Genomic DNA, 22,776 nt, shown 5'->3' with positions numbered 1-22,776 from the left:
TTTCTTTGTAAAGAAATTTTAGTTGCGTAGCGCTATTTGTAAAAAGTAAGACCAAAACTTCTCGAAAAAGAAACAAAAACAGCAATTTGAATGTAACGAATATTGCGCGTGATGCGTGTCAATTGTGTTTGCAACGACGGGTGAGTTCAGCGCGTCTGTCGTCTTGGACCATTTTCGGGGCTTCTTCCAAAAAATTACGCAAATCCCGGTTAGGGTTGGCACAATCGAATGTTGGCGCTAGCTTGATCGACAAGCGCCTCGGTAGGGGGCGCACCTATGGGAGACGAAACTATGAAAAAGATGTTGAGCGGTGCCGCAGTCGCCGCCCTTGGCGTTGCTTTCGTGACCGAAGCCGCCGCAACAGAATGGAACGCGTCCGTCTGGGGCAAGCGCCGCGCCTTTACGGAACATGTTGAAAAACTGGCCGAACTGGTCAGCGAGAAAACCGGTGGCGAATTCACCATCAATGTCAGCTATGGCGGGTTGTCCAAGCCGCGTGAAAATCTGGACGGCATTGAAATCGGCGCCTTCGAGATGGCTCAGTTCTGTGCAGGCTATCACCGCGACAAGAACCGGGCGATCACCGTTTTGGAACTGCCGTTCCTGGGTGTGAACAACCTTCAGGAAGAAGTTGCGGTCAGCCATGCGGTATACGACCATCCAGCGGTCAAGGAAGAGATGGCGCAATGGAACGCCCGCATCATCATGACCTCGCCAATGCCGCAGTATAACCTTGTCGGCACGGGCGAGCCGCGGGATGAACTGGCTGAATTTGACGGAATGCGGGTCCGGGCGACCGGTGGCCTTGGTCAGGCCTTCGAGGCGGTCGGAGGGGTGCCGACATCGGTACCGGCGACCGAAGCCTTCAATGCGATGGAGTCGGGTGTCGTCGACACCGTGGCCTTTGCCCAGCACGCGCACCTGTCATTCGGGACGATAAACGAAGCGGACTGGTGGACTGCGAACCTGAATCCGGGAACGGTGAACTGCCCGGTTGTCGTCAACATCGATGCCTACGAGGCCCTGCCAGCCGAACATCGTGAGGCCCTGGACAGCTCGATTGACGAGGCGATCGACCACTACCTGGCGAATTACGGCGGCTTGCTCGAACAATGGGACAGCGTCCTGGAGGAAAAGGGTGTCCAGAAGGTCATGATCGACGACGCGGTAATTGAAGAGTTCCGCACGAAGGCCGCTGATCCGATCCGTGAAAAATGGATTGCGGACATGACCGCACAGGGCCTGCCGGCACAGGACCTTTACGATCTTGTCCAGACGACGCTGAAGCAACAGCGCGGCGGCAACTGATCCACAAGGCCGGGTGCTTTCAAGGCGCCCGGCAACAAACAACAAGGAAACACCGGAATGGCAGGACAAGCCACGGTTCTGGTAGACGGCAGCCGTCTGAGCCAGTTGGATCAGCGTTTGCTCGTGCTCGAACGGTTTCTGGCACTGATCAGCGGATTGGCGGTTTTTTCACTGATGGTATTGGCCGTTGTGTCGGTCAGTGGTCGAAATGCGCTGAATGCTCCTTTGCCGGGCTATGTGGACTGGATCGAACAGGCGATGCCTCTCATCGCTTTTCTGGGCATTTCATATGTTCAGCGTGATGGGGGGCATATCCGGATGGATATCGTTATTTCCCGCTTGCACGGTCGGGCTTTGTGGCTGTTTGAACTGCTCTCGGTGGTTCTGATCCTGATCCTGATGCTGGCTCTGGTTTGGGGCAGTTGGTCTCATTTCGACCGGTCCTTTGATTTTGGCGCTCCAATGTGGAGCCGGGACAGTTCGATCGACATCGGCATACCCTTGTGGCCGGCCAAGCTGCTGGCACCTGTTGCATTTTCCGTTCTCTGCCTGCGCCTTGCGCTGCAAGTCTGGGGGTTTGGCCGGGCGTTCTGGCTGGGGCTGGACGCTCCGGCGGCCGTTCCGTTGATACAGGATGCAGCGGCGCAGGCGGCGGCCGAGGCCGAACAGTTCGAAGGGCAGGACTGATACATGGACACGATTGAGATTGGCCTTTGGGTCACTGGCGGCCTTCTGGTCCTTGTCGTGGCGGGCATGCGGGTTGCCTTTGCAGCGGGTCTGGCAGGGCTTGTCGGGTTGGTTTGGATTTTCTGGGCCAAGTTCGGTTACGATCCTGAACGGTTTGGCAAGGCGCTGACAGTGGCGGTCAAGACCGCGGGGCAGGTGCCACATTCCAAGGTCGCGTCCCACACTCTCAGCCTGATTCCGACCTTTATCCTGATCGGGTATCTGGCATATTATGCGGGGCTTACCCGTGCTTTGTTCGAGGCCGCAAAACGTTGGGTCGCATGGGTGCCCGGAGGGTTGGCGGTTTCGACCGTTTTCGCCACGGCCGGCTTCGCTGCGGTGTCCGGTGCTTCGGTTGCGACATCCGCCGTCTTCGCCCGTATCGCGATTCCGGAAATGCTGAAGGTGGGCTATAACAAACGCTTCGCAGCAGGCGTGGTTGCCGCGGGCGGAACGCTGGCATCCCTGATCCCGCCCTCGGCCATTCTGGTGATCTACGCGATCATCGTCGAACAGGATGTCGGGAAGCTGCTGTTGGCGGGGTTCATTCCGGGTGCGTTTTCCGCAATCGTGTACGGCCTTCTGATCGTCGGGATTGCAGTGATCTTCAAATCCGTTGGCCCGCCGGTCACGGGGTTTTCCTGGAAACAGCGCTTTGCCGCTCTTCCCGGTGCCATTCCGATTGTCGCCGTCATCCTGATCATCATTTGCTTTGTCTACAATCCGTTTGGTGAAAAAGCATGGGGCACTCCGACGGAAGGCGGTGCCATTGGTGCATTCATCGTGTTCTGTTTCGCCTTGTTCCACGGAATGCGCTGGGCCGAGCTCAAATCCGCGCTTTTGGAAACTGCCAAACTGACGGCGATGATCTTTTCGATCATCTGGGGCGTTCTGATCTATGTGCGCTTTCTTGGTTTCGCAGACCTTCCGGGCGCCTTCTCGGATTGGATCACGGGGCTCGAGATGTCGCCCATGATGATCCTGATCTGCATTCTCCTGGCATATGCGGTGTTGGGCATGTTCATGGATGCGATCGGAATGCTGCTTTTGACCTTGCCCGTCGTCTATCCGGCGGTGATGGCCTTGAATGGTGGTGAAACCGTCAGTGCCGCTGACAGCGCGTTTGGAATGTCCGGCCCGATGTGTGCGATCTGGTTTGGCATTCTGGTGGTCAAAATGGCCGAGTTTTGCCTGATAACGCCGCCCATCGGGCTGAACTGCTTTGTCGTTGCCGGTGTGCGCCCGGACCTGAGCGTTCAAGATGTGTTCAAAGGCGTCACGCCCTTTTTCATCGCGGACGCCCTGACCATCGCAATGCTTGTGGCATTCCCGGGTATTGTCCTCTACCTGCCATCGCTTGCGGGATAGCTCGGAAGCGAGGCTCTGCCTCGCGCTCCGGGATATTTGTGGCCAGATGAAGAATGGATCCCTTGCTTCATCTGGCTGAAAATATCCCGGGGGAGGCGCGCGTAGCGCGGCGGGGGCAGAGCCCCCACGATTGCGTGCTATCCGGCCCGCATCAACATTCCGAACAGATCGCGCGGATCGTCCGGGTCGGCCAACATGTCCAGAGGTTCAAAGAAGGTTGTACCTTCAATCGCCTGTTTCACATAGCGCAGCGCCGAGAAATCCTCGATGGCAAAGCCTACACTGTCGAACAAAGTGATCTGCCGCTCATCGGTGCGCCCCTTGGCGGCGCCGGTGATGACCTGCCACATCTCGGTCACAGGGTGGTCCGCGTCCAGCGCCTGAATTTCGCCTTCGATCCGGGTTTGTTCAGGGTATTCGACGAAGATGTCCGAACGTAACAGGATGTCGCGATGCAACTCGGTCTTGCCGGGGCAATCGCCTCCGATGGCGTTGATGTGCACGCCGGGCCCGACCATGTTGTCGGTCAGGATCGTTGCATATTTCTTGTCTGCCGTGCAGGTGGTGATGATCTGGGCGCCTTCAATGGCGTCTTCCGGCGTGGTGCAGGGGATGACGGTCAGGCCCTTGCCCTGCAAGTTCGCAGCGCATTTCGACGTGGCATTCGGATCGATGTCATAAAGCCGAACGGTGTCGATTCCGCACATTGCCTTAAAGGCGAGGCATTGGAATTCGGACTGTGCGCCATTGCCGATCATGGCCATTGTCCTGGCATTTTTCGGAGCCAGATAGCGCCCGACCAATGCCGAAGTCGCAGCAGTGCGCAGCGCGGTCAGCATTGTCATTTCAGTCAACAGCGTCGGATATCCGGTGTAGACATCCGCCAGCAGACCGAATGCGGTTACGGTTTGCAACCCTTCAGAGGTGTTTTTGGGATGGCCGTTTACGTATTTGAACCCGTATGCCTCACCATCCGAAGTTGGCATCAACTCAATTACACCATGAGGGGAATGCGCCGGAATGCGAGGTGTCTTGTCGAAGCTTTCCCATCGTTTGAAATCGGCCTCGATCTGAGCGGCAATCTGCGTGATCATCTGTTCGACGCCAATGTGGTGTACCAGTCGCATCATGTTGTCGACGGAAACGAATGGTACCAGGGCCTTGTCTGAAGGTTGCATGGTGTTCTCCTATCGGCGGGCAAGGTGAACGCCTGCAATCATGCAGCGCACGGACCCACCGGCGGTTTCAATTGTTGGAACGGACAGCGGCAACGGTGTTGCGCTGTCCTGGATTGTTGCGATTTGGTCTGGTGTGAGGGCGGCAAGTGCCCTGCTGGACAGGGCCAGAACCAACCCATCCCGTCCGGTCAGCTCAATGGCGTTACCTGCGAACTCGGCAATTTGGTCGTGCGTCAGGTCAATGACCGTTCGACCGGATTCTTCCAGCCGATTGCGAACGGTCATGTGGCGGGCCGGGTCCGAAATCATGTCGAGGCAAATCAGGGCGTAATGTGTGCCGATACCCATCAATACGTTGGTGTGATAAACGTCCCGGCCCCTGGCATCGCGGGCTTCGAAGGCGATTGGTTCATAGTTGAAATGTGTGCAGAACCGTTCCAACAGGACCGGATCGGCGCGATTGGACGTCACCGTGTAAGCGATGCGGGCCACATGATCCAACACCATCGCGCCGGTCCCTTCCAGAGCCAGGTTGTCTTGTTCCAGCCCGGAATAGTCGATGACATCCTGCACACGGTATTCCTGTTTGAGCAGTTCGATTACATCGGTCCGGCGTTCGCGTCTGCGCGATGGCACGAACATCGGGTAGATCGCCACATGGCCGCCGGGATGCGTCGAGAACCAGTTGTTCGGAAAAACGCTGTCAGGCGTGTTGAGGTCGCCGAAATCGTCAAACACATGAACAGTGACACCGGCGTCGCGCAAGTGCTGTACCGCCCGATCATGTTCATCCCTGGCCGCTTCCGACGTGGCCTCGGCGGATGCGGTGCTGAGCGTTTGAAAGGCATTGTCATCGCGTGTTTCCGGGTTGGACGCAAATGCGTGCGGCCGGATCATGACGGCGGCAGATGGCGCTTGAAGAGACAGCATCAGAAACTCCGGGTGGGACGGTCAAAGATACGGCGGCCCATCAACGAGGCGGCCAGATCGACCATCAGTTTTGCGGTTCGGCCCCTCTCATCCAGAAACGGGTTCAGTTCGACCAGGTCCAGCGAGCAGACAAGCCCGCTTTCGTGCAGCAGCTCCATCACCAGGTGGGCTTCGCGCTCGGTCGCACCGCCGGGCACGGTCGTGCCGACTGCGGGGGCCACTGCCGGGTCGAGGAAATCGACATCCAAAGATACATGTAGCAGAGCGTTTTCTGCCTTCACGCGATCAAGAAAGGACAAAAGGGGGGCTTTGATACCGTTTTCATCAATGCTGCGCATATCCGCCAGCATGGCGCGGTCTTGCTCCAGCGCCGCCCGTTCCGCCGGGTCGACAGAACGCAATCCGATCATGCCGACGCGATCCGTCGGTATGACGGCGGGCAAAGGGGGGAAATCCTCGAATCCGGGTCTGCCGGTGAAATACGCCACCGGCGTTCCGTGCAGGTTGCCGCTGCCGGTACTGTCCGGAGTGTGAAAGTCGCTGTGGGCGTCAAGCCATAGCACAAAAAGGGGCCGGTCGATCTGAGCTGCGTGGGCGGCCATCCCGGTCACCGTTCCCATGGACAGGGCGTGATCACCCCCCATGAAAATCGGAATGCCCTGACCAGCCGCGTTATGCGCAGCTTTGCTGAGCGCGCGCGTCCACCCCACACATTCGGGCAGGGCGAACAGGTGCGGGTGTTGCGGAATGTCGACGTTTTCGGCCTGCACGTCGCCCCAATCGTGAACGGTGTGACCAAGATCAGACAGCGCCTCATCCAACCCTGCCACGCGATACGCATCAGGTCCCATCCGGCATCCCTGACGGCGTTTTCCGGCGTCCATTGGGGCGCCGACCAGTATGATATCCTTGATTTCCATGTGTTCATTTAGGCCGTCGGACTGTCTTGCGTGAAGTCGGCAAAATGCTCAAAATGGTCTCGGAAAATCCTTTATGAGAAGATGCCATGGACGAATTGGACAATCGGCTGCTCAATGCGTTGCAACGGGATGCACGGGCAAGCCTGTCAGAACTTTCGGAAACACTGGGCGTGACGCGCACCACGGTCCGCAGCAGGTTGCAGCGGCTGAAACAGTCCGGTGAAATCGTCGGCTTTACCGTCCTGACGCGTCGCGATCTGGCGCAAAGCCCGGTGCGCGGGTTGATGATGCTCGAGATAGAAGGGCGCGGGACGGAACGCGTCATGGCCCGGATCGGTGCCATGCGTCAGGTGACGGCAGTTCATTCGACAAATGGCAGCTGGGACCTGATCGCCGAGATCAGTACGGAAACCCTGGCCGAACTGGACGAGGTTCTGTTTCAGATCCGAAAGATCGACGGCGTGACGCGTTCGGAAACGAACCTTTTGCTGTCAACACGCAAGGGGCGGCTCTAGCGCTTTGAGATAAAAACAAAATGTGCCAGAGTCCGTTGGCAGATGAAGTCTGAATCGTCGACGGGCGGATGAGTCGCGCGTGGTATCTGCGATCAGAAACTGACGGGGACGTGCAGCATGACCAATGCGGAAAGTGACGGTGAATCTATGGCCGTGCACTGGGCCGAAAAGCTTACGGCCATGTTGGAAAAACCCTGGCTGCGGATTGCGATACCGGTTCTCGTGACCGGGATCGCGCTGACGGTTCTGCATGATTTGTCGGCGCATGTGAAATGGTCAGATGTCCAGACAGATATCGCAACGACGTCGTGGAAACTGATGTTTTTCGCATTGTGCTGGACCGCGTTCAGTTTCCTGTCGCTGTCGCTCTATGATGTGTTTGCCGTACAAAGCGTGGCGGGCGGCAAAGTGCCGTTGCCTGTTGCCGGAATGGCGGGGGCCAGCGGCTATGCCGTGTCGAACTGTCTGGGGTTTTCTTACATTACCGGAACGGCGATCCGGTATCGGATATATGCGTCGCTGGGTTTGGATCTGGGGCGGGTGGCCGGGGTTATCGCAACGTCCTGGGTCGCGTTCTGGATGGGGCTTGTTCTGGTTCTGGGTGTGCTGCTGACCGTGCATCCGGACGGAATTTCAAAAGTGATGCCTGTCAGCGAAACGGTGGAAACCGTCATCGGGCTGTGCCTTTTGGGGGCATTGGTTGCGATGTTCATATGGTTGTCCAGCGGCGGCAGGCGGTTGGCCGTCGCAGGTATCGGGTTTGACTTGCCGGGTGGCAAACTGGCCAGCCTTCTGACACTGGCCGCCATCGGAGATCTGGTTGGCGCGTCCATGGCGCTCTATGTCCTGATGCCGGACGATCTGGGCGTTGGCTATCCCTATTTCTTCACGATCTACATCGCGGCCATCGCCGTTGGAATCCTCAGCCACGCACCGGGCGGGCTCGGGGTGTTCGAAGCCACGCTGATCGCGGGGCTTGGGGCGTCGGGACGTTCGGATGTGATCGCAGCCTTGTTGCTGTATCGCGTCGTTTACACCTTCTTGCCGTTCGGTATCGCCAGCGTGTCCATTGCGGTCGCGTCCGCACTGACGCAAAGGCACAGGATCGGCGGCGCCGCAACATGGGTCTATCGGGTCATCCGCCCCATCGTTCCCATGGTGGCAGCCGGGGTTGCGGCCGTGGCAGGAGTGGTCCTGCTGGTGTCCGGCGCATTGCCAGCGGGCACGCAGAACCTTGGCGTTCTGAGAGAGGTTTTGCCGCTGTCATTTGTCGAGGCATCACACCTTGCCGGCAGTGCTGTCGGCGTACTGCTTTTGCTGGTGTCCCGCGGTTTGTTTCGAAAGCTTTACCGCGCATGGGTTGTGGCAATGTTGTTGATGGTGGCCGGGTTCTTTGCCTCGCTGGCAAAGGGGCTGGACACTCACGAAGCGTTGTCGATGCTGGGAACGATTGGCCTTCTGGCGATGTTCCGCGGGGCGTTTTACCGGGTCAGTGGCGCGTCGATCTTCAGGCTGAATATCCCTTGGTTGATCAGTGTCGTGGCGCTGCTGGCGGTGATATTCTGGATCGGACTGTTCGCCTATTCCCATGTCGAATACCAGAACGCCCTGTGGTGGGAATTTGCCTGGAACGGAGACGCTTCGCGCTTTTTGCGCTCCAGCCTCATCGTGGCGGTGATCGTTGGTGTCGTGGCCGTGAACTCTCTGTTCGGGCGAGAGGTTCCGACACCTGTGCGCACGGAAATCCCCGAGGTCGTTGAACAGCTTGTGATGGAGTGCGAGGACACCGAATCCCAAATCTCGCTTACCGGTGACAAACAGTTCCTGATCTCACCGGATGAGACCGCATTCATTGCGTATGCAGACACGGGTAATGCTCTGATCTCGAAAGGCGAGCCGGTCGGAGATGAAGAAGCGGGGCGGCAATTGATCTGGCAGCTCAGGGAAATGGCTGACCGAGAGGGAAAACTGTGTGCCTTTTACAGTGTTTCAACCAAATACCTGCCGACATTTCTGGATCTGGGCCTGTCGATCCTGAAGATTGGCGAGGTCGCGCGGGTGCCGCTCAGAGATTTTTCGCTGGACGGAAAGTCGCGCAAGCGGTTCAGGCAGGCCAGGAACCGGGCCGAGCGGGAGGGATATGTATTCGAGATCATTCCGAAAGAAGATCTGGCCCCGGTGTTGCCGGAATTGCGCGCGATTTCAGATCATTGGCTGGCGCAAAAGGCGGGTGCCGAAAAGGGCTTTGCGTTGGGGGGCTTTGACGATCAGTACCTGTCATATTTCGATCACGCGGTTCTGCGTGACGGTAAAACAGGCAAGATCATGGCCTTCGCCAACCTGTTTCAGGGCGGCAACAAATCCGAGCTGTCGCTGGATCTGATGCGATATGAGCCTGACAGCCCGAGCTTTGTCATGGATGCGCTTTTTGCCGAGATGATGAACTGGGGATCGCAGCAGGGGTTCCACTGGTTCTCATTGGGCGCGGCGCCGTTTTCGGGCATCGAAAACCGTCAGCTTGCATCGCTTTGGAACCGCATCGGCGGCTTTGTCTATGAGCATGGTGAGCAGTTCTATCATTTTGAGGGTTTGCGCGCCTTCAAACAGAAATTCGACCCGGAATGGAGCCCCAACTATCTGGCCAGCCCTGGCGGGCTGGCCGCGCCCCGCATCCTTTATGAGGTCAATATTTTGATTTCGGGTGGCCTGCGCGGATTGACCAAGTAGCGCCTAGTTCAGGCTGGCCCGGGTCGGGGTTTTTTCAAGTAGATCGCCCCAATCGGTGCGATAGGCCATTTCCGCCAGCACGGTTTCAGGCAGGAATTCCTGATTTTGACGGATCTGCCATCCGCCGCCCAGGCCTTTGTAAACCGCAACCAGATTGCTGGACACCTGCTGCCGCGCTTCGATCAGGTTTGCCTGCGACCGCAAAAGTGCGGTCTGCGTGTTCAGAACGCGTGAATAGCTGGCGATTCCATCCCTGTACTGGCTTACGGCGATATCTGCGGCCTTGCGCGAGGCTTCGACGCTTTTCTGATAGAACCCTACCTGTTTTCGCGCTTGTGCATAGGCGACCATCGCGCTTTCCACTTCGGAATACGCGGTTAGAACGGTATTCTGATAATTGGCAATCAGCGCTTGATATGCTGCATCCTGCGCACGGACATTGTTATTGATGCGGCCATAGTTGAGCACGTTCCAGACCACGCCGGCACTGGCCAGGCCGGTGGTGCTGTTGCCGCTGAACAGATCGCGCCCGCCCGATGCCTGCAAACCGATCGCGCCCGACAGCACGAACTGAGGATACAGGTCAGCCATTGCGATGCCCACCTGCGCCGATTGGGTCGCAGCGGCCAGTTCCGCCGCGCGGACATCCGGGCGGCGGCGCAGCAGTTCTGCCGGCACCCCAACGGCCACATTTGTTCGCGCTGACGGGATACGGCCGGAATTCCCCAGCAGGTTGGTCATCCGGGACGGCGTGGCCCCCAGCAGCACGGCCAGCGCATTCTTGGTCTGTTGCAGGTCGCTTTCCAACTCGGGCACCAAGGCCTTGGTGTTGTTGAGCAGGGCAGTGGATTCCTGAACGTCCAGTTCGGTCGTGACCCCGTTGTTGAACCGCAGCTGAGTCAGGTCCGCCGATTCCTGCTGCAATTTGATGTTTTCCCGGGCGACCGCCAGCGATTCCTGCAACGCACGGATATTGACATAGAGCGCTGCCACGTCGCCGGTCAGTGTGACCAATGCGTCATCATAGTTTGCGACCTGCAAAGCCAGATTCGACCGCGCCGCCTGCACACCGCGCCGTTGTGCGCCCCAGACGTCCAGCTCCCACTGGGCGTCGAACCCAACCTGAGACGTCGAGAATTCGGTATCCAGGGGGATGATCCGGTTGATATCGGCAACAGGCCCAAGGTTGTCGCTGATTTGCCGCCGTTGCAATGACGCACCTATGGCCTGGGATTGCGGGTACAATTCGCCGAAAGCAATCCCCAACTGTGCCCGCGCTTGCAGCACCCGCGCGCCCGCGACCTGAAGCGTCAGGTTCTGGGCATAAGCTTCGGCAATCAGCCGGTTGAGGGTCGGGTCATTGAATGTTTCCCACCATTTGACCACGGGTGCGCTGCGCGATGTCAGGCCGCTTTGGCCGACGCTGGGGCTGTTTACCTCGATCCATTGCTTCACGACCGGAGAGTTCGGGCGCACGAAATCGGGCCCCACGGGCGTGCAGGCCGCGAAAGTGGCGGCGCAAAGTGCGGTTCCCATCAACCGGCTAAGTGTCATGGCGCGCATCCTCAAATATCCAGCGGTCGGATGAAGTTGGCGAAGGAATAGAGACGGATGTTGATGCGTCTCAGGAACTCAAAGCTTTTGCCCTGTCCGGTATAGATCGCCACTGCGGCGTGGCCGCCAGCCGGAAAAGTGTGCCCTTCAGGGACATCGACGGTGATCTGCACGGCAATTCGACCCGGCAGTTTCGGCAATTCGAAGCCGGGCAGGCGGCCTGAAGGGATCAGTTGGCCTTGGCGCGTGGCCCACCAGATCGCCTCGACCTTGCCCGTCAGGATTTCGCCCGGATAAAGATCCAGCGCCACCTCGACCTCTTGACCCGGTTCCACGAATTTCAGGTTCTGCTGGCGAAAGGTCGCAAGAATATAGGGGCTGTCCTCGGTCACGAAACTGGCAATCGCGCCCAGTCGAACATCGCCGACGACCAGCCCGGGGCGGGCTTGCTGCGATACGATCATGCCGTTTTCAGGCGCGTAGATCGTTGTGTTTTCAAGAAAATACTCAGCCTCGGCCAATTGCGCCCTTGCCTGGAGAATACCCGTGTTCTCGCCGTCTATCTGGGACTCCACAGCCAGTTGCGCCTTTTCCAGATTTGCTTCGGCCTGTTTGACGGCAGCAAGGTCTTCGGTCACCTGCTCGTTCCAGCGGTCCAGCTCGTCTTGCCGCGCTCCACCGGCGGGCACAAGGGTTTCATACCGGGCTTGCTGAGTCTGCGCATAGGCCAGTTGCGCGTTTGCGCGTTCAACAGCTTCGGTCGACGCGATCACATCCTGTTCCAGAATCTTGGCATTCTGTTCAGCGGCGACCAATTGCGCCTTCGCATTGTCCACCGCCAGTGAAAACACCGTGTCATCAAAGCGATAGAGCGGATCACCCTTGGTGACCGGTGTGTTCGGTTCCACAAGAACTTCGGTCAGGATTGTCGGCTGTGTCAGCTTGGGAATGATCTGTATGGTCGAACGCAACACGTGGCTGTCGACCGAGAAGGGCTGAAAGAACCGCAATGCGACCAGAAAAATCAGCAACAGGTGCGCACCAACCCAAAAGGATACGATGCCCCAGGCGATGTTGAATTTCAGCAGTTCCAGCTTGAAGAAAATAAGCCAGACGAAAATGATGTAAAATAACGTGATGCCAAGGGCGACGAACATGTTTTGTGACTTCCTTCGGCCTTAGCTTTGCTGCGGATCGTCTGTGTCCAGACGACCTTGATACTCAGGCCGGACATCACCACCCAGACGTTTGATTTCATCGCGAATGGCGTCTTTTTCCTCGTCAGGGCCACGGCGAATGTCGACCGTAACGCCATCATGGAACGCCCACATAAAGGCATGGACCCAGGGCACCACGGCCAGAAACCCCATCCAGCCCATGATCTTTACGGCTTCGGCATGGGGATGGTTGCGTTTGATGGCGATCCGACCCGGAAGACCCATGAGAAAGAGAAACAATGCCATCACTGCCACCAGAAGCAGGATCAATGCCACGAAAGTCAGATAGTCATAATAGCCAAGCGGCTGTCCCAGTAGTCCCATGCTCGCTCCTCCTTTTCGGGAAGGTTACGGTATCTTCAGTTGCCGGCGTCCAATTCGTCAATCAACTTGTAGCTTGTCGGCGGGTCAGCGCAGATACCCGGTCCGCATTCCAGCAAGGTTGAACCCGCGTTCAGCACCGCCAAAACCAGCATGACGAAAAACGCGATCTTGGCCAGAGCATTTCCGCCGAACCTTGGTTCCTGACCAGAGGGGTCGGCGTATTGGCGATCAAACAACAGCATGATCGATGTGCCCAGCAACACAAGGAAAAAGGCGATCCCGGCCCAGGTATAGTAGTGCAGACCCAAAACCGGAGAGCCGTAATGCCCGGTGCCGGGTACGATATGCAGAAGAATTTGGCGGATCGATACAGTGCCGCCATACAAGGCCGCAATCAGCACGATGGCATAGTGTTGCGGTCGAGGACCGTAGAGCAGGTTCAAACCAAGCCCCACGCCGACGGCAACGAACCCAACACGTTGCAGCAGGCAAAGCGGGCAGGGCAGTTCATAGAGGACAAGCTGATAGAAAAATGCCAGGGCCAGTACAAGGCAGACGGCAAGCATACCGATCGCGTTGAGGGTGCGGGACAGTTCAGGTGTCATGGCAAGCCCCTCAGAGTTGAATTGTAAGCTGGGTGGTGGCGTGGAATTTCAGCCAGTAGATACACATGGCCAATGTGACGAAAAACAAGGCGTTGCCAGCTTTGGTCAACTTGAAATAATTCAGCCCCATTGTGGCGATAAACAAAGAAAATAAAAGCGCCATCATGGCCCGGTCCTCCCCTCCCGTGCATGAATTCTTGTATGAAGGATAGTGTCAGGCCAGGTTCGATCTGGCAAGCCGCGCAACTTTCCCGAACGTTGTTATTTGTCCGTCTCTAGTCGCAGATGATGACGTCTGTCTGCCACTCGCGACAGTGCTCTGGCAGCTTTCCGGGCAAGGTTAAGTCGGTATAGACCGTGTCAAGTTCGGCAATTGAGCCTATTCGCGCCGGGGCCGAGCGTTGAAACTTCGAATGATCGGCAACCAGAAAAGTGCGGCGCGCCTTCTCGATGATGGCCTGGCTGACCTGAACCTCCTGAAAGTCGAAGTCCAAAAGATCGCCATCCGTGTCCAGCGCCGAACATCCTATGACGGCGATGTCGAATTTGAACTGTCGGATGGCTGATACGGTCAGGTTGCCGATCAGCCCACCGTCTGTCCGACGCAAAACGCCGCCGGCCATGATGATTTCGCAGTCCGGGTTTTCGACAAGAATGTTTGCAACGTTCATGTTGTTGGTCACCACCAGCAGGTTCTTGTGGTTCAGCAACTGCCTTGCCACGGCCTCGGTCGAGGTTCCGATGTTCATGAAAATTGATGCGCCATCCGGGATATCAGCCGAGCAGGTTTGAGCGATGCGGGTCTTGGCGTCCGCGTTCAGCGCGCGGCGGTCCTCGTATCCGATATTTGAAACACCCGAGCGGAGAACCGCGCCCCCGTGAACCCGGTCCAGCTTGCCCGCATCTGCAAGCTCGGTCAGGTCGCGCCGGATCGTCTGAACGGTGACACCAAAGCGTTCAGCCAGCCCCTCGACGGTAACGCGCCCTTCGGTGCTGGCGATTTCCAGAATGTCGGATTGGCGAAAAGACAAGGACATGGGCGGTTCCGGTTCAGAGGATTGATTTTCGTTTTTGTTCTTTTTGTTGATTTTGGCAAGCCAACTTGCTTGAAAATCATACCAGCGTTGCAAAAGGAAAGAAAACGAACATAAACATTGACGAAGCGAAAGGCATTCTGGCTAATGCCCGCAACCGTGTCAGGCAGGGAATCAATGGATATGCAGTCAACGGACAACCAGATCACAGACCTTTTCATCATCGGTGGCGGGATCAATGGCTGTGGAATAGCTCGGGACGCCGCCGGGCGGGGTCTTTCGGTGACGCTGGCCGAGATGAACGATCTCGCTTCTGCCACGTCCTCTGCCTCGACCAAGTTGTTTCACGGCGGATTGCGGTATCTTGAGTATTTTGAAATTCGCCTGGTGCGTGAGGCCCTGATCGAGCGTGAAACCCTGTTGCGCGCGATGCCGCATATCAGCTGGCCCATGCGTTTTGTGCTGCCCTACCACAAGGATATGCGGTTTGATTCCGAAACGCCGACCTCGCGGTTGCTCAGCACGGTCATGCCGTGGATGCGCGGGCGGCGTCCGGCCTGGCTGATCCGGTTGGGCCTGTTCATGTATGACAATCTGGGCGGGCGCAAAATCCTGCCGGGCACGACGTCATTGAACCTGCGGTCAGCGCCCGAGGGGGCCCCGTTGCAGGACAAGTTCGAAACCGCTTATGAGTATTCCGACTGCTGGATCGAAGACTCGCGATTGGTGGTTTTGAATGCGCGTGACGCCGAGGCACGCGGCGCGCAGATCATGGTGCGGACCGAGGTGACCTCGGCCGAGCGGGTCGGCGATCATTGGGACGTGTCCGTTCGGGATCGGAACAGTGGTGAGACCCGTTTGGTGCGCGCCAAGATGCTGATCAATGCGGGTGGGCCCTGGGTGGGCGACATCATTCAATCCAAGATTCGCGTGAACTCTCGCGAAGGCGTGCGGCTTGTGCGGGGCAGTCATATCGTGACGCCCAGGCTTTACGATCACGACAAATGCTACTTTTTTCAGGGCGAAGATGGCCGCATCATTTTCGCCATACCGTACGAGCAGGATTTTACCTTGATTGGGACAACGGATCAGGATCATCCGGACCCGTCGACCAAACCGGTGTGCACCGAGGCCGAGCAAGATTACCTGTGCGCCTTCGCATCGAAATACTTCAAAAAAAGCATAACGCGCGATGATGTCGTGTGGACCTATTCCGGCGTGCGGCCTCTTTATGATGACGGCGCAAGCAGTGCCACTGCGGCAACGCGGGATTACACGTTGAAAGTCGATGCGCAGGGCGGGGCGCCTGTTTTGAATGTGTTCGGCGGCAAGATCACGACCTATCGCAGGCTTGCAGAAAGCGCGCTTGAGAAGGTCGGTGAGTTTTTTCCGAACCTGCCCGGCCCCTGGACCGCAGGTGTCGCACTGCCGGGGGGTGATTTTCCGGTGGATGCTGTCGAAACCCTGAAAAGCGATCTTATGGCGGCCTATCCCTTTTTGACCGAAAGCTGGGCTGCCCGCCTGATCAGAGCTTACGGGACCGAAGCAAGGGATGTTTTGGGTGATGCAAAACAGGTATCCGATCTAGGAGAGGAGTTTGGCGCAACCCTGACATCGAAAGAGGTCGCGTGGCTGATGGACAAGGAATATGCCCGTTCCGCCGAAGATGTGGTTTGGCGCCGCAACAAGCTGGGCTTGCGGCTGAATGACGAGCAGATTGCGCGGATCGATCAATGGATGTCCGAACGGTCCGAGGATAAGGGGTAGCTTGAAAAAGCCTGAATCCCAGTAGCGGAATTGCAAAAAAGCCCCATCAGTTCAGATGGGGCTTTCGGTGTTCAGGCGGCTTTTTCCGTAGGGTCGGGGTCGCTCTTGCTGCCCTTCAACCATTCCCGCATGCCTTGCATCAAGGCATAGAGCACGGGCACCACGATCACACCAACCAGCGTTGCGGCCAGCATCCCGCCAAATACCGCGACACCAATCGCCTTCTGGCTGGCGGCACCGGCTCCGTTCGCGGCCAGCAGGGGGACAACGCCAAGCAGGAAGGACAGTGCAGTCATCATCACAGCGCGAAAACGCTGATACGCAGCCTCTGCGGCGGCCTCTTTGATGGAAAGACCCTTGGCGCGTTGCTCCATGGCGAACTCGACGATCAGAATACCGTTCTTCGAGGCCAGCCCGACAAGCATGATCATACCGATCTGCGTATAGAGGTTGATGTCACTGCCCACGATGGCCACCGCCGCCACGGCCCCAAACAGGGCTACGACAACGGAAAGCAGGATTGAAACAGGTAGCGTCCAACTCTCATACTGACCCACCAGGAACAAGTAACCGAACAGGATGGCAAGCCCGAGGATGATGATCACCAGGCTGCCCGAGGCCAGCTGTTGCTGCGCTGTCCCTGTCCATTCGAACGCATAGCCCGGGGGCAGGGCGGTCGCGGATTCTTCGGTCATCACGCTGATTGCGTCGCCGCTGGACAAGCCGGGTGCTGGGACCGCCGTCACCGTGGCCGACCGGAACAGGTTGTGGCGCTTCAGCAGGACCGGACCCAGCACGTTTTCAACGTCGATCAATGTCCCCAGCGGCACCATGTCTCCGTTTTGGGAACGGACATAGAGGTTCGCGATATCTTCGACATTGTCCCGATAGGTTCCTTCGGCCTGAATCATCACGCGATAGACGCGACCGAACAGGTTGAAGTCATTGACATAGTAAGATCCCAACTGCGCCTGCATGGTCTGAAATATCTCGGCGACCGAGACATTCAGCGTTTTGGCTTTTTCGCGGTCCAGATCAACGAACAGCTGCGGGACGTTGGCGCGGAAGGTCGTATAAGCCTGCCCGATCTCGGGCCTCTGATTGGCCGAATACACGAACGAACCCACAGCCGAGGCCAGATCCTGCGGAGTGCCACCGCCGGTTTGCTGAACTTCCATCTCGACACCGGCGGACATGCCAAGGCCCTGGATGGGCGGTGGGTTGAAAGCAAGGACCGAAGCTGCTGATTCACCGTTCGCGATCGCCAGCACTTTGGCCAGAATGGCGTCCGCGCTCAGATCCTCTTCCTGCCGTTCGCTCCAGTTTTCGAGGTTGACGAAAATCGCGGCGCCGTTGGTGATCGTGCCGTTCAGCATCGAAAAGCCGTTGACCAGAACCGTGCTGGCGACGCCCGGGATTTCTCTTATCTGTTCGTCAAGACGAGCGGTCACCGCCTCGGTCCGTTCCAACGTTGCGGCATCGGGCAACTGAACATCAACGAACAGATACCCGTTGTCTTCAAGCGGAATGAATCCGGCTGAGGTGTTGGACATGATTGTCCCGGTTCCCATGCCAAGCCCAACCACGATTGCCAGTGCAATGGCCGGAAAAACCAGCAGCTTTCGTACAATGGCGACATAGCCGTTGCGCACGGTGCCGATGAAGCTTTCGAACATCGCAAGCACCCCTTTGGGAGGGCCGGACCGGGGGCGAAGAACCAAGCCGCACAGGGCCGGCGAAAGGGTCAGCGCGTTGATGGACGAGATTACAACAGCGGTCGAGATCGTAATGGCAAATTGGGAATACAGCCGCCCTGAGATACCGGGCATGAACGTGACCGGCACGAACACCGCCAGAAGAACCAGCGTGGTCGCGATGACCGGCCCAGTGATCTGGCCCATGGCTTTGCGGGTCGCTTCAGCAGGGGGTAACCCTTCATCCGCAATGATGCGCTCCACGTTCTCGACGACGACGATGGCGTCATCTACCACGATACCGATGGCCAGCACCAAGGCGAACAGCGAGATGGTGTTCAGCGACATCCCGAACGCCAGCAGGAATGCAAAAGTACCGATCAGGGATACCGGGATTGCCACTGCCGGAATGATCGTAGCGCGCCAACTTCCAAGGAACACGAACACAACCGAAATAACCAGAATGAAGGTCAGGATCAGGGTCGAGACCACGTCGTTCAAAGAAGCCTCGACAAAGTCGGTCGTGTTGAAGGGTACATCATATTCGACATCCGTCGGAAAGGCGCGGGACAGCCGCTCCAACTCAGTCTGGACACGTTCCGAAACCGCCAAAGCGTTTGCACCGGGGGCCTGATAGATGCCGATAACCGTGGCTGGAACCGCCTGAAAATAGCCCGAAGCCGCATAATATTCCGCGCCAAGCTCTACCCGGGCGATGTCTTTGACGCGGACGATGGCACCGGCGTCACCTGTTCGGATCACGATGTCACCGAATTCCTCTGCTGATGTCAGGCGGCCTTTGGATTTAATCGTGTATTGAAACGTCTGCCCTTCGGGAACGGGTGGCGCACCGATCGAACCGGCGGACACTTCGATATTCTGTTCCCGGATTGCATTGATGACATCCCCCGGTGTGATGGACAGCGCCGCCATCTTGTCCGGGTCCATCCAGATCCGCATGGCGTATTCAAGGTTGGTCAGAACATCGGCCTTGCCGACGCCCTGCACGCGCGCCAGCGCATCGCGCAGATTGATCGAGGCATAGTTCGACAGGAACACACTGTCATAGGTCCCATTGGGTGAGGTCAGAGTGACCAGCATCAGCATGTTGGTCGAAGATTTCTGAGTCACCACGCCGGACGAAGTCACTTCGGCTGGCAGCGACGACATGGCCTGCGCCACCCGGTTTTGAACGTTGACCGATGCGATGTCGGGATCGGTGCCGACCTCAAAGGTCACATCCAGCGAATAGGACCCGTTGTCCGATGATCTGGACGTCATGTAGATCATGTCGTCCACACCGTTGACCTGCGCCTCAATCGGCGCGGCAACGGTGTTTTCAACGGTCTCGGCGTTTGCGCCGGTATAGGTGGTCGAGACATTGACCACGGGCGGGGTGATATCGGGAAACTGCGCGACCGGCAGCACCAGGTATCCGATACCGCCCATGATGGTCAGCACCAGCGAAATGACGAGCGCCAGCTTGGGCCGGCTGATAAACAGGGCTGAGAACATCTGTTACTCTCCCGGTTGCTCAGAGGCGACGACTGCGTCAACAGCGACGCCGGGGCGAACCCGTTGCAGGCCCTCGACAATGACGCTTTCGCCTTCGCGCAGCCCGTCCAGCACAATAATCGCGGTTCCAACCGTGTCACCGGTGGTGATGTAACGCTGTTCAACCATCTGCTTGTCGTTGACCACCAGGACAAACTCACCCCGCTGATCGCGCTGCAAGGCGGCTTGAGGCACCAGAACCTGCAAGGTCGGTTCCAGCGCTTCGATCTGCACATTCACAAAGGCGCCGTCCAGAATCAGCCGGTCCGCGTTGTCGAACTGGGCGCGAATGGTAATTGCGCCGGTCAATGGGTCGATACGGTTGTCAACGAATACAATTCTGCCGACTTCATCCATCTCGGTGCCGTTGGGCAGGATGACGTGCACGTTCGGGCTTTGCGGGCTTTCCGCCAGCGATGCCGAGTTTTCACCATAAGTCTGCAAGACTGAGGTGAAGAGCTTTTCGTTCAAAGAGAAATTCACATATATCGGCGTCTCGCTGACGATATTGACCAGAGGAGGGTTGTTCGGGCCGACCACATCTCCGACGCTGGTCGTGATCCTGCCGATACGGCCGTCGAATGGCGCATGTATCTGCGTGTAGCTCAGGTCAAGCTCGGCCTGCTGGATCGCAGCATTGGCCGCCTTCACCTCTGCCTCGGCGACCAACTCGTTGGCGCGGGCAATGTCGCGTTCTGACTCTGGCGTCGCGTCGCGTTTGTAAAGTTCTTCTTTACGCGCCAGATCGACCTTTGCCAGTTCAAGATTTGCTTCGGCCCGGTTCAGATCGGCCTTTCGGGCCTCAAGCGTGGCCTCATACAGGTCGGGTTCGATGGTGAACAGCAGATCGCCTTCCTTGACGGTCGCCCCATCCTCGACCTCGCGGCTGTTGAGAAACCCGTTCACGCGCGCCACGATATCGACCTTGTTGATTGCCTCGGCGCGTCCGATGAACGTGGCTTCGTCGGTGATTTCCTCGGAATAGGCCGCCGCTATGGAAACCTTTGGCGGTGCCCCTTCTTCCTGCGCGGTCGCGGGATGCGCCAAACCCAAGGACATCAGCATGAATGCGGCGGCCAAATGCCTGCTGATCTTGTTGGGTGAAAGGAATGCTGGGGACATGGCGAAAGCCTCGTTCGATGCAGAAACAAAAGATACCGACCCAGTCGCCACGGCGGCGCGAGTCGGAGGAAACTGGTCTCAGGATGACTTTTTTGCGCCAATATCTCAAGCGCGATGAGTCCCGCGCCGGTCAGGGCGGAGGTCAAAAGTTCAAGCACTTATGCTGGCTTAGGCCCTGACGCGGCCGCGGGGCCCAAGCAAGAGGGGCCCGAAATGGGCCCCCCGTATCCATTGTGCCGGACCGATCAGTCGCGGGTTCCCGCGAACCTGTCCTGCCATTCTTCGCGCTGTTCATCCGTTATCTTGGCGAACAGAACGTCTGGCACGGTAAAATCGTGGCCGGACGGCAAAGCGTTCAACGCGCTGGCAACATCATCGGGCCAGCTGGTATCCAGCGTGTTCATCGCGCTCAGCATGCGGGCCGAGGTGTCGGGGATGAACGGTGCGCTGAGAACGGCGTAAAGCCGGATCAGGTTCAGGCCAAGACGTACCTGCGCGGCGGCCTGCTCGGGGTCTTCCTTGAATGTGGACCACGGAGCTGCGGCCTGTAGATATTCATTTCCTGCAACCCAGATTGCCCGCAGCTCCTGCGCGGATTTGCGAACCTCCATCGCTTCCATATGGCCTTCATAGGCGCGGACGCGTTTGGTGAGCTCTTCGATCAAGGCCTGCTCGCGGGGTCCGAACTGTCCACCTTCGGGCACGGTCTCATCAAATTTCGAGCGGCAGAATTTGGTGATCCGGCTGACAAAGTTGCCCAGAACGTCTGCAAGGTCCTTGTTCACCGATTGCTGGAAGTTCTCCCAGGTGAACTCGCTGTCGCTGCTTTCGGGCGCATGGCTCAGCAGCCACCAGCGCCAATAGTCAGAGGGCAGTATATCCAGCGCCTGATCCATGAACACACCACGGCCCTGGCTGGTCGAGAATTGGCCGCCGTCATAGTTCAGGTAGTTGAACGACTTGATGTAATCCACCAGCTTCCAGCGTTCGGGCGATCCGGTCTCTTCATTATGCGCGTTGGTGCCCAGGATGGTGGCCGGGAAGGACAGCGTATGGAACGGCACGTTGTCCTTGCCCATGAACTGGACATAGCGCACATCGTCCGCGCCCTTGTCGGTGCGCCACCAGCGCTCCCAATCGGCATCGGATTTGCCGTTGGCGTCGGCCCATTCCTTGGCGCAGGCGATGTATTCAATGGGGGCGTCGAACCAGACGTAAAAGACCTTGCCTTCCATTCCCGGCCAATCCTGATCGCCTTTTTTGACGGGCACGCCCCAGTCCAGATCGCGGGTGATGCCGCGGTCTTGCAAACCGTCGCCGTCATGCAGCCATTTCTTGGCAATCGAGGTAGTTAATGTTGGCCAATATGGGTTGTCTTTGAAGCCTGACAGGTCTTCAGTTTCAACTAATCCACTGCTGTCGCCATCGAAAATAACTCTGTCCAATTTTGGAGGAATCTTTTTGTTAATCCACGCATCCAGCTGATCCTTCATCGCCGACTGGCGCAGATACAGGTGCTTGGTTTCGCGCACCTCCAGATCGGTCGAACCGGAAATGGCCGAACGCGGCTCGATCAGGTCCGTCGGGTCCAGCTGCTTGGTACAGTTCTCGCACTGGTCGCCGCGCGCGCGCTCATAGCCGCAATTGGGGCAGGTGCCTTCGATATAGCGGTCAGGCAGAAAGCGGCCATCGGCGTTGGAATATACCTGTTTCTCGCTGACTTCGCGGATCAGGCCCGCGTCATCCAGCTTGCCCGCAAAATGCTGGGTCAGGCGCTTGTTCTGGTCGCTGGACGAGCGGCCAAAGTGATCGAAGCTGAGGCCAAACCGGTTGGCGATATCGGCCTGAATCGCATACATGTCGGCGCAATACTCCGCCACCGGCTTGCCAGCCTTGGCGGCGGCCAGCTCGGCGGGCGTGCCGTGTTCATCCGTGGCGCACAGGAACATGACCTCGTTCCCCCGGCCACGCTGGTAACGTGCGTACAAATCAGCCGGTAATTGCGAGCCGATCAGATTGCCGAGGTGTTTGATCCCGTTGATATAGGGGATCGCCGAGGTGATGAGAATCCGAGCCATGATCCGTTTCCGCGTAACTGTCTGCGCGCCCGTCTACATGATGTGATCGCCCAGCAAAAGCCCGGCATTGACCTGCTTGTCGATTTAGACCACGAAGGGATGGAAAATCGTGCTGCCGCAACGATCTGGATCGCGTTCCGGGGACATGCCCAAAG

At 57.9% G+C, this 22,776-nt stretch carries 18 protein-coding genes; 6 read left to right on the top strand and 12 right to left on the bottom strand.

Going from position 1 to position 22,776, the window contains the following annotated elements; all coding sequences use genetic code 11:
- The first annotated feature begins 291 nt into the window (after nt 1–291).
- Genes AC2FNN_RS05740 through AC2FNN_RS05730 form a run of 3 tightly spaced genes read left to right on the top strand, consistent with a single transcriptional unit; the run spans nt 292 to nt 3,402 of the window.
- Complete coding sequence (locus AC2FNN_RS05740) at nt 292–1,308, top strand: C4-dicarboxylate TRAP transporter substrate-binding protein (protein WP_171168515.1); 1,017 nt, start codon at nt 292–294, stop codon at nt 1,306–1,308.
- A gap of 57 nt (nt 1,309–1,365) precedes the next feature.
- The gene (locus tag AC2FNN_RS05735) at nt 1,366–1,995 is read left to right on the top strand and encodes a TRAP transporter small permease (protein WP_496757212.1); all 630 of its coding nucleotides are present in this window, start codon (nt 1,366–1,368) and stop codon (nt 1,993–1,995) included.
- 3 nt (nt 1,996–1,998) lie between these two features.
- Complete coding sequence (locus AC2FNN_RS05730) at nt 1,999–3,402, top strand: TRAP transporter large permease (protein WP_171723428.1); 1,404 nt, start codon at nt 1,999–2,001, stop codon at nt 3,400–3,402.
- 137 nt (nt 3,403–3,539) lie between these two features.
- Here the strand turns inward: AC2FNN_RS05730 and ocd are convergent, their stop codons facing one another.
- Genes ocd through rocF form a run of 3 tightly spaced genes read right to left on the bottom strand, consistent with a single transcriptional unit; the run spans nt 3,540 to nt 6,430 of the window.
- The gene (gene ocd, locus AC2FNN_RS05725; RefSeq protein WP_496757210.1) at nt 3,540–4,580 is read right to left on the bottom strand and encodes an ornithine cyclodeaminase; all 1,041 of its coding nucleotides are present in this window, start codon (nt 4,578–4,580) and stop codon (nt 3,540–3,542) included.
- A 9-nt stretch (nt 4,581–4,589) separates the two neighbouring features.
- Entirely contained in the window at nt 4,590–5,510 is a 921-nt protein-coding gene (gene ctlX, locus AC2FNN_RS05720) for a citrulline utilization hydrolase CtlX (protein WP_496757208.1), read from the bottom strand.
- Nucleotides 5,510–6,430 (bottom strand): arginase, encoded by a 921-nt coding sequence (gene rocF, locus AC2FNN_RS05715; RefSeq protein ID WP_496757206.1) that lies wholly within the window; start codon nt 6,428–6,430, stop codon nt 5,510–5,512. The genes ctlX and rocF overlap by 1 nt, the downstream gene beginning before the upstream one ends.
- 86 nt (nt 6,431–6,516) lie before the next feature.
- Between rocF and AC2FNN_RS05710 the strand changes: the two genes are divergently transcribed.
- Both AC2FNN_RS05710 and mprF read left to right on the top strand, forming a co-directional pair.
- Entirely contained in the window at nt 6,517–6,945 is a 429-nt protein-coding gene (locus AC2FNN_RS05710) for an Lrp/AsnC family transcriptional regulator (RefSeq protein WP_170344639.1), read from the top strand.
- Between the two features lie 117 nt (nt 6,946–7,062).
- Nucleotides 7,063–9,672 carry a bifunctional lysylphosphatidylglycerol flippase/synthetase MprF gene (gene mprF, locus AC2FNN_RS05705; RefSeq protein WP_496757204.1) on the top strand — a complete coding sequence of 870 codons (2,610 nt, stop codon included), beginning with the start codon at nt 7,063–7,065 and terminating at the stop codon, nt 9,670–9,672.
- Nucleotides 9,673–9,675: 3 nt separating this feature from the next.
- Here mprF and AC2FNN_RS05700 read toward each other — a convergent pair whose 3' ends face one another.
- From AC2FNN_RS05700 to AC2FNN_RS05675, 6 genes are all read right to left on the bottom strand, one after another.
- Nucleotides 9,676–11,226, bottom strand: a complete 1,551-nt coding sequence (locus AC2FNN_RS05700) for an efflux transporter outer membrane subunit (protein WP_496757202.1) — start codon at nt 11,224–11,226, stop codon at nt 9,676–9,678.
- A gap of 11 nt (nt 11,227–11,237) precedes the next feature.
- On the bottom strand, nt 11,238–12,383 hold the full coding sequence (locus tag AC2FNN_RS05695; RefSeq protein WP_496757200.1) for an HlyD family secretion protein: 1,146 nt from the start codon (nt 12,381–12,383) through the stop codon (nt 11,238–11,240).
- 21 nt (nt 12,384–12,404) lie between these two features.
- Nucleotides 12,405–12,767 carry a DUF3302 domain-containing protein gene (locus AC2FNN_RS05690; protein ID WP_496757198.1) on the bottom strand — a complete coding sequence of 121 codons (363 nt, stop codon included), beginning with the start codon at nt 12,765–12,767 and terminating at the stop codon, nt 12,405–12,407.
- Between the two features lie 35 nt (nt 12,768–12,802).
- Nucleotides 12,803–13,372: a disulfide bond formation protein B gene (locus AC2FNN_RS05685; protein ID WP_496757196.1), complete on the bottom strand. Its 570-nt coding sequence runs from the start codon at nt 13,370–13,372 to the stop codon at nt 12,803–12,805.
- Between the two features lie 10 nt (nt 13,373–13,382).
- Nucleotides 13,383–13,538, bottom strand: a complete 156-nt coding sequence (locus AC2FNN_RS05680; protein WP_496757194.1) for a DUF5993 family protein — start codon at nt 13,536–13,538, stop codon at nt 13,383–13,385.
- A gap of 109 nt (nt 13,539–13,647) precedes the next feature.
- Entirely contained in the window at nt 13,648–14,409 is a 762-nt protein-coding gene (locus tag AC2FNN_RS05675) for a DeoR/GlpR family DNA-binding transcription regulator (RefSeq protein ID WP_496757192.1), read from the bottom strand.
- A 174-nt stretch (nt 14,410–14,583) separates the two neighbouring features.
- Here AC2FNN_RS05675 and glpD point away from each other — a divergent pair, with 174 nt between their 5' ends.
- On the top strand, nt 14,584–16,173 hold the full coding sequence (gene glpD / locus AC2FNN_RS05670) for a glycerol-3-phosphate dehydrogenase (RefSeq protein WP_496757190.1): 1,590 nt from the start codon (nt 14,584–14,586) through the stop codon (nt 16,171–16,173).
- A gap of 71 nt (nt 16,174–16,244) precedes the next feature.
- Here glpD and AC2FNN_RS05665 read toward each other — a convergent pair whose 3' ends face one another.
- The 3 genes from AC2FNN_RS05665 to AC2FNN_RS05655 all read right to left on the bottom strand — a co-directional run bounded on the left by AC2FNN_RS05665 (nt 16,245) and on the right by AC2FNN_RS05655 (nt 22,621).
- Complete coding sequence (locus AC2FNN_RS05665; RefSeq protein ID WP_496757188.1) at nt 16,245–19,382, bottom strand: efflux RND transporter permease subunit; 3,138 nt, start codon at nt 19,380–19,382, stop codon at nt 16,245–16,247.
- 3 nt (nt 19,383–19,385) lie between these two features.
- Nucleotides 19,386–20,486, bottom strand: coding sequence for an efflux RND transporter periplasmic adaptor subunit (locus AC2FNN_RS05660; RefSeq protein WP_496757228.1), 1,101 nt, complete (start codon nt 20,484–20,486; stop codon nt 19,386–19,388).
- Nucleotides 20,487–20,788: 302 nt separating this feature from the next.
- Nucleotides 20,789–22,621, bottom strand: coding sequence for a methionine--tRNA ligase (locus tag AC2FNN_RS05655; protein WP_496757186.1), 1,833 nt, complete (start codon nt 22,619–22,621; stop codon nt 20,789–20,791).
- Nucleotides 22,622–22,776: the final 155 nt, after the last annotated feature.

The organism is Ruegeria sp. BHSA118 (assembly GCF_059613405.1).
Note: the sequence above shows the minus strand (reverse complement) of the source record. Positions and strands in the feature narration are given on the sequence as shown.

Coding starts and splice junctions, on each gene's coding strand:
- AC2FNN_RS05740 (WP_171168515.1), top strand. CDS start 292: ATGAAAAAGATGTTGAGCGGTGCCGCAGTCGCCGCCCTTGGCGTTGCT.
- AC2FNN_RS05735 (WP_496757212.1), top strand. CDS start 1,366: ATGGCAGGACAAGCCACGGTTCTGGTAGACGGCAGCCGTCTGAGCCAG.
- AC2FNN_RS05730 (WP_171723428.1), top strand. CDS start 1,999: ATGGACACGATTGAGATTGGCCTTTGGGTCACTGGCGGCCTTCTGGTC.
- ocd (WP_496757210.1), bottom strand. CDS start 4,580: ATGCAACCTTCAGACAAGGCCCTGGTACCATTCGTTTCCGTCGACAAC.
- ctlX (WP_496757208.1), bottom strand. CDS start 5,510: ATGCTGTCTCTTCAAGCGCCATCTGCCGCCGTCATGATCCGGCCGCAC.
- rocF (WP_496757206.1), bottom strand. CDS start 6,430: ATGGAAATCAAGGATATCATACTGGTCGGCGCCCCAATGGACGCCGGA.
- AC2FNN_RS05710 (WP_170344639.1), top strand. CDS start 6,517: ATGGACGAATTGGACAATCGGCTGCTCAATGCGTTGCAACGGGATGCA.
- mprF (WP_496757204.1), top strand. CDS start 7,063: ATGACCAATGCGGAAAGTGACGGTGAATCTATGGCCGTGCACTGGGCC.
- AC2FNN_RS05700 (WP_496757202.1), bottom strand. CDS start 11,226: ATGACACTTAGCCGGTTGATGGGAACCGCACTTTGCGCCGCCACTTTC.
- AC2FNN_RS05695 (WP_496757200.1), bottom strand. CDS start 12,383: ATGTTCGTCGCCCTTGGCATCACGTTATTTTACATCATTTTCGTCTGG.
- AC2FNN_RS05690 (WP_496757198.1), bottom strand. CDS start 12,767: ATGGGACTACTGGGACAGCCGCTTGGCTATTATGACTATCTGACTTTC.
- AC2FNN_RS05685 (WP_496757196.1), bottom strand. CDS start 13,372: ATGACACCTGAACTGTCCCGCACCCTCAACGCGATCGGTATGCTTGCC.
- AC2FNN_RS05680 (WP_496757194.1), bottom strand. CDS start 13,538: ATGATGGCGCTTTTATTTTCTTTGTTTATCGCCACAATGGGGCTGAAT.
- AC2FNN_RS05675 (WP_496757192.1), bottom strand. CDS start 14,409: ATGTCCTTGTCTTTTCGCCAATCCGACATTCTGGAAATCGCCAGCACC.
- glpD (WP_496757190.1), top strand. CDS start 14,584: ATGGATATGCAGTCAACGGACAACCAGATCACAGACCTTTTCATCATC.
- AC2FNN_RS05665 (WP_496757188.1), bottom strand. CDS start 19,382: ATGTTCTCAGCCCTGTTTATCAGCCGGCCCAAGCTGGCGCTCGTCATT.
- AC2FNN_RS05660 (WP_496757228.1), bottom strand. CDS start 20,486: ATGCTGATGTCCTTGGGTTTGGCGCATCCCGCGACCGCGCAGGAAGAA.
- AC2FNN_RS05655 (WP_496757186.1), bottom strand. CDS start 22,621: ATGGCTCGGATTCTCATCACCTCGGCGATCCCCTATATCAACGGGATC.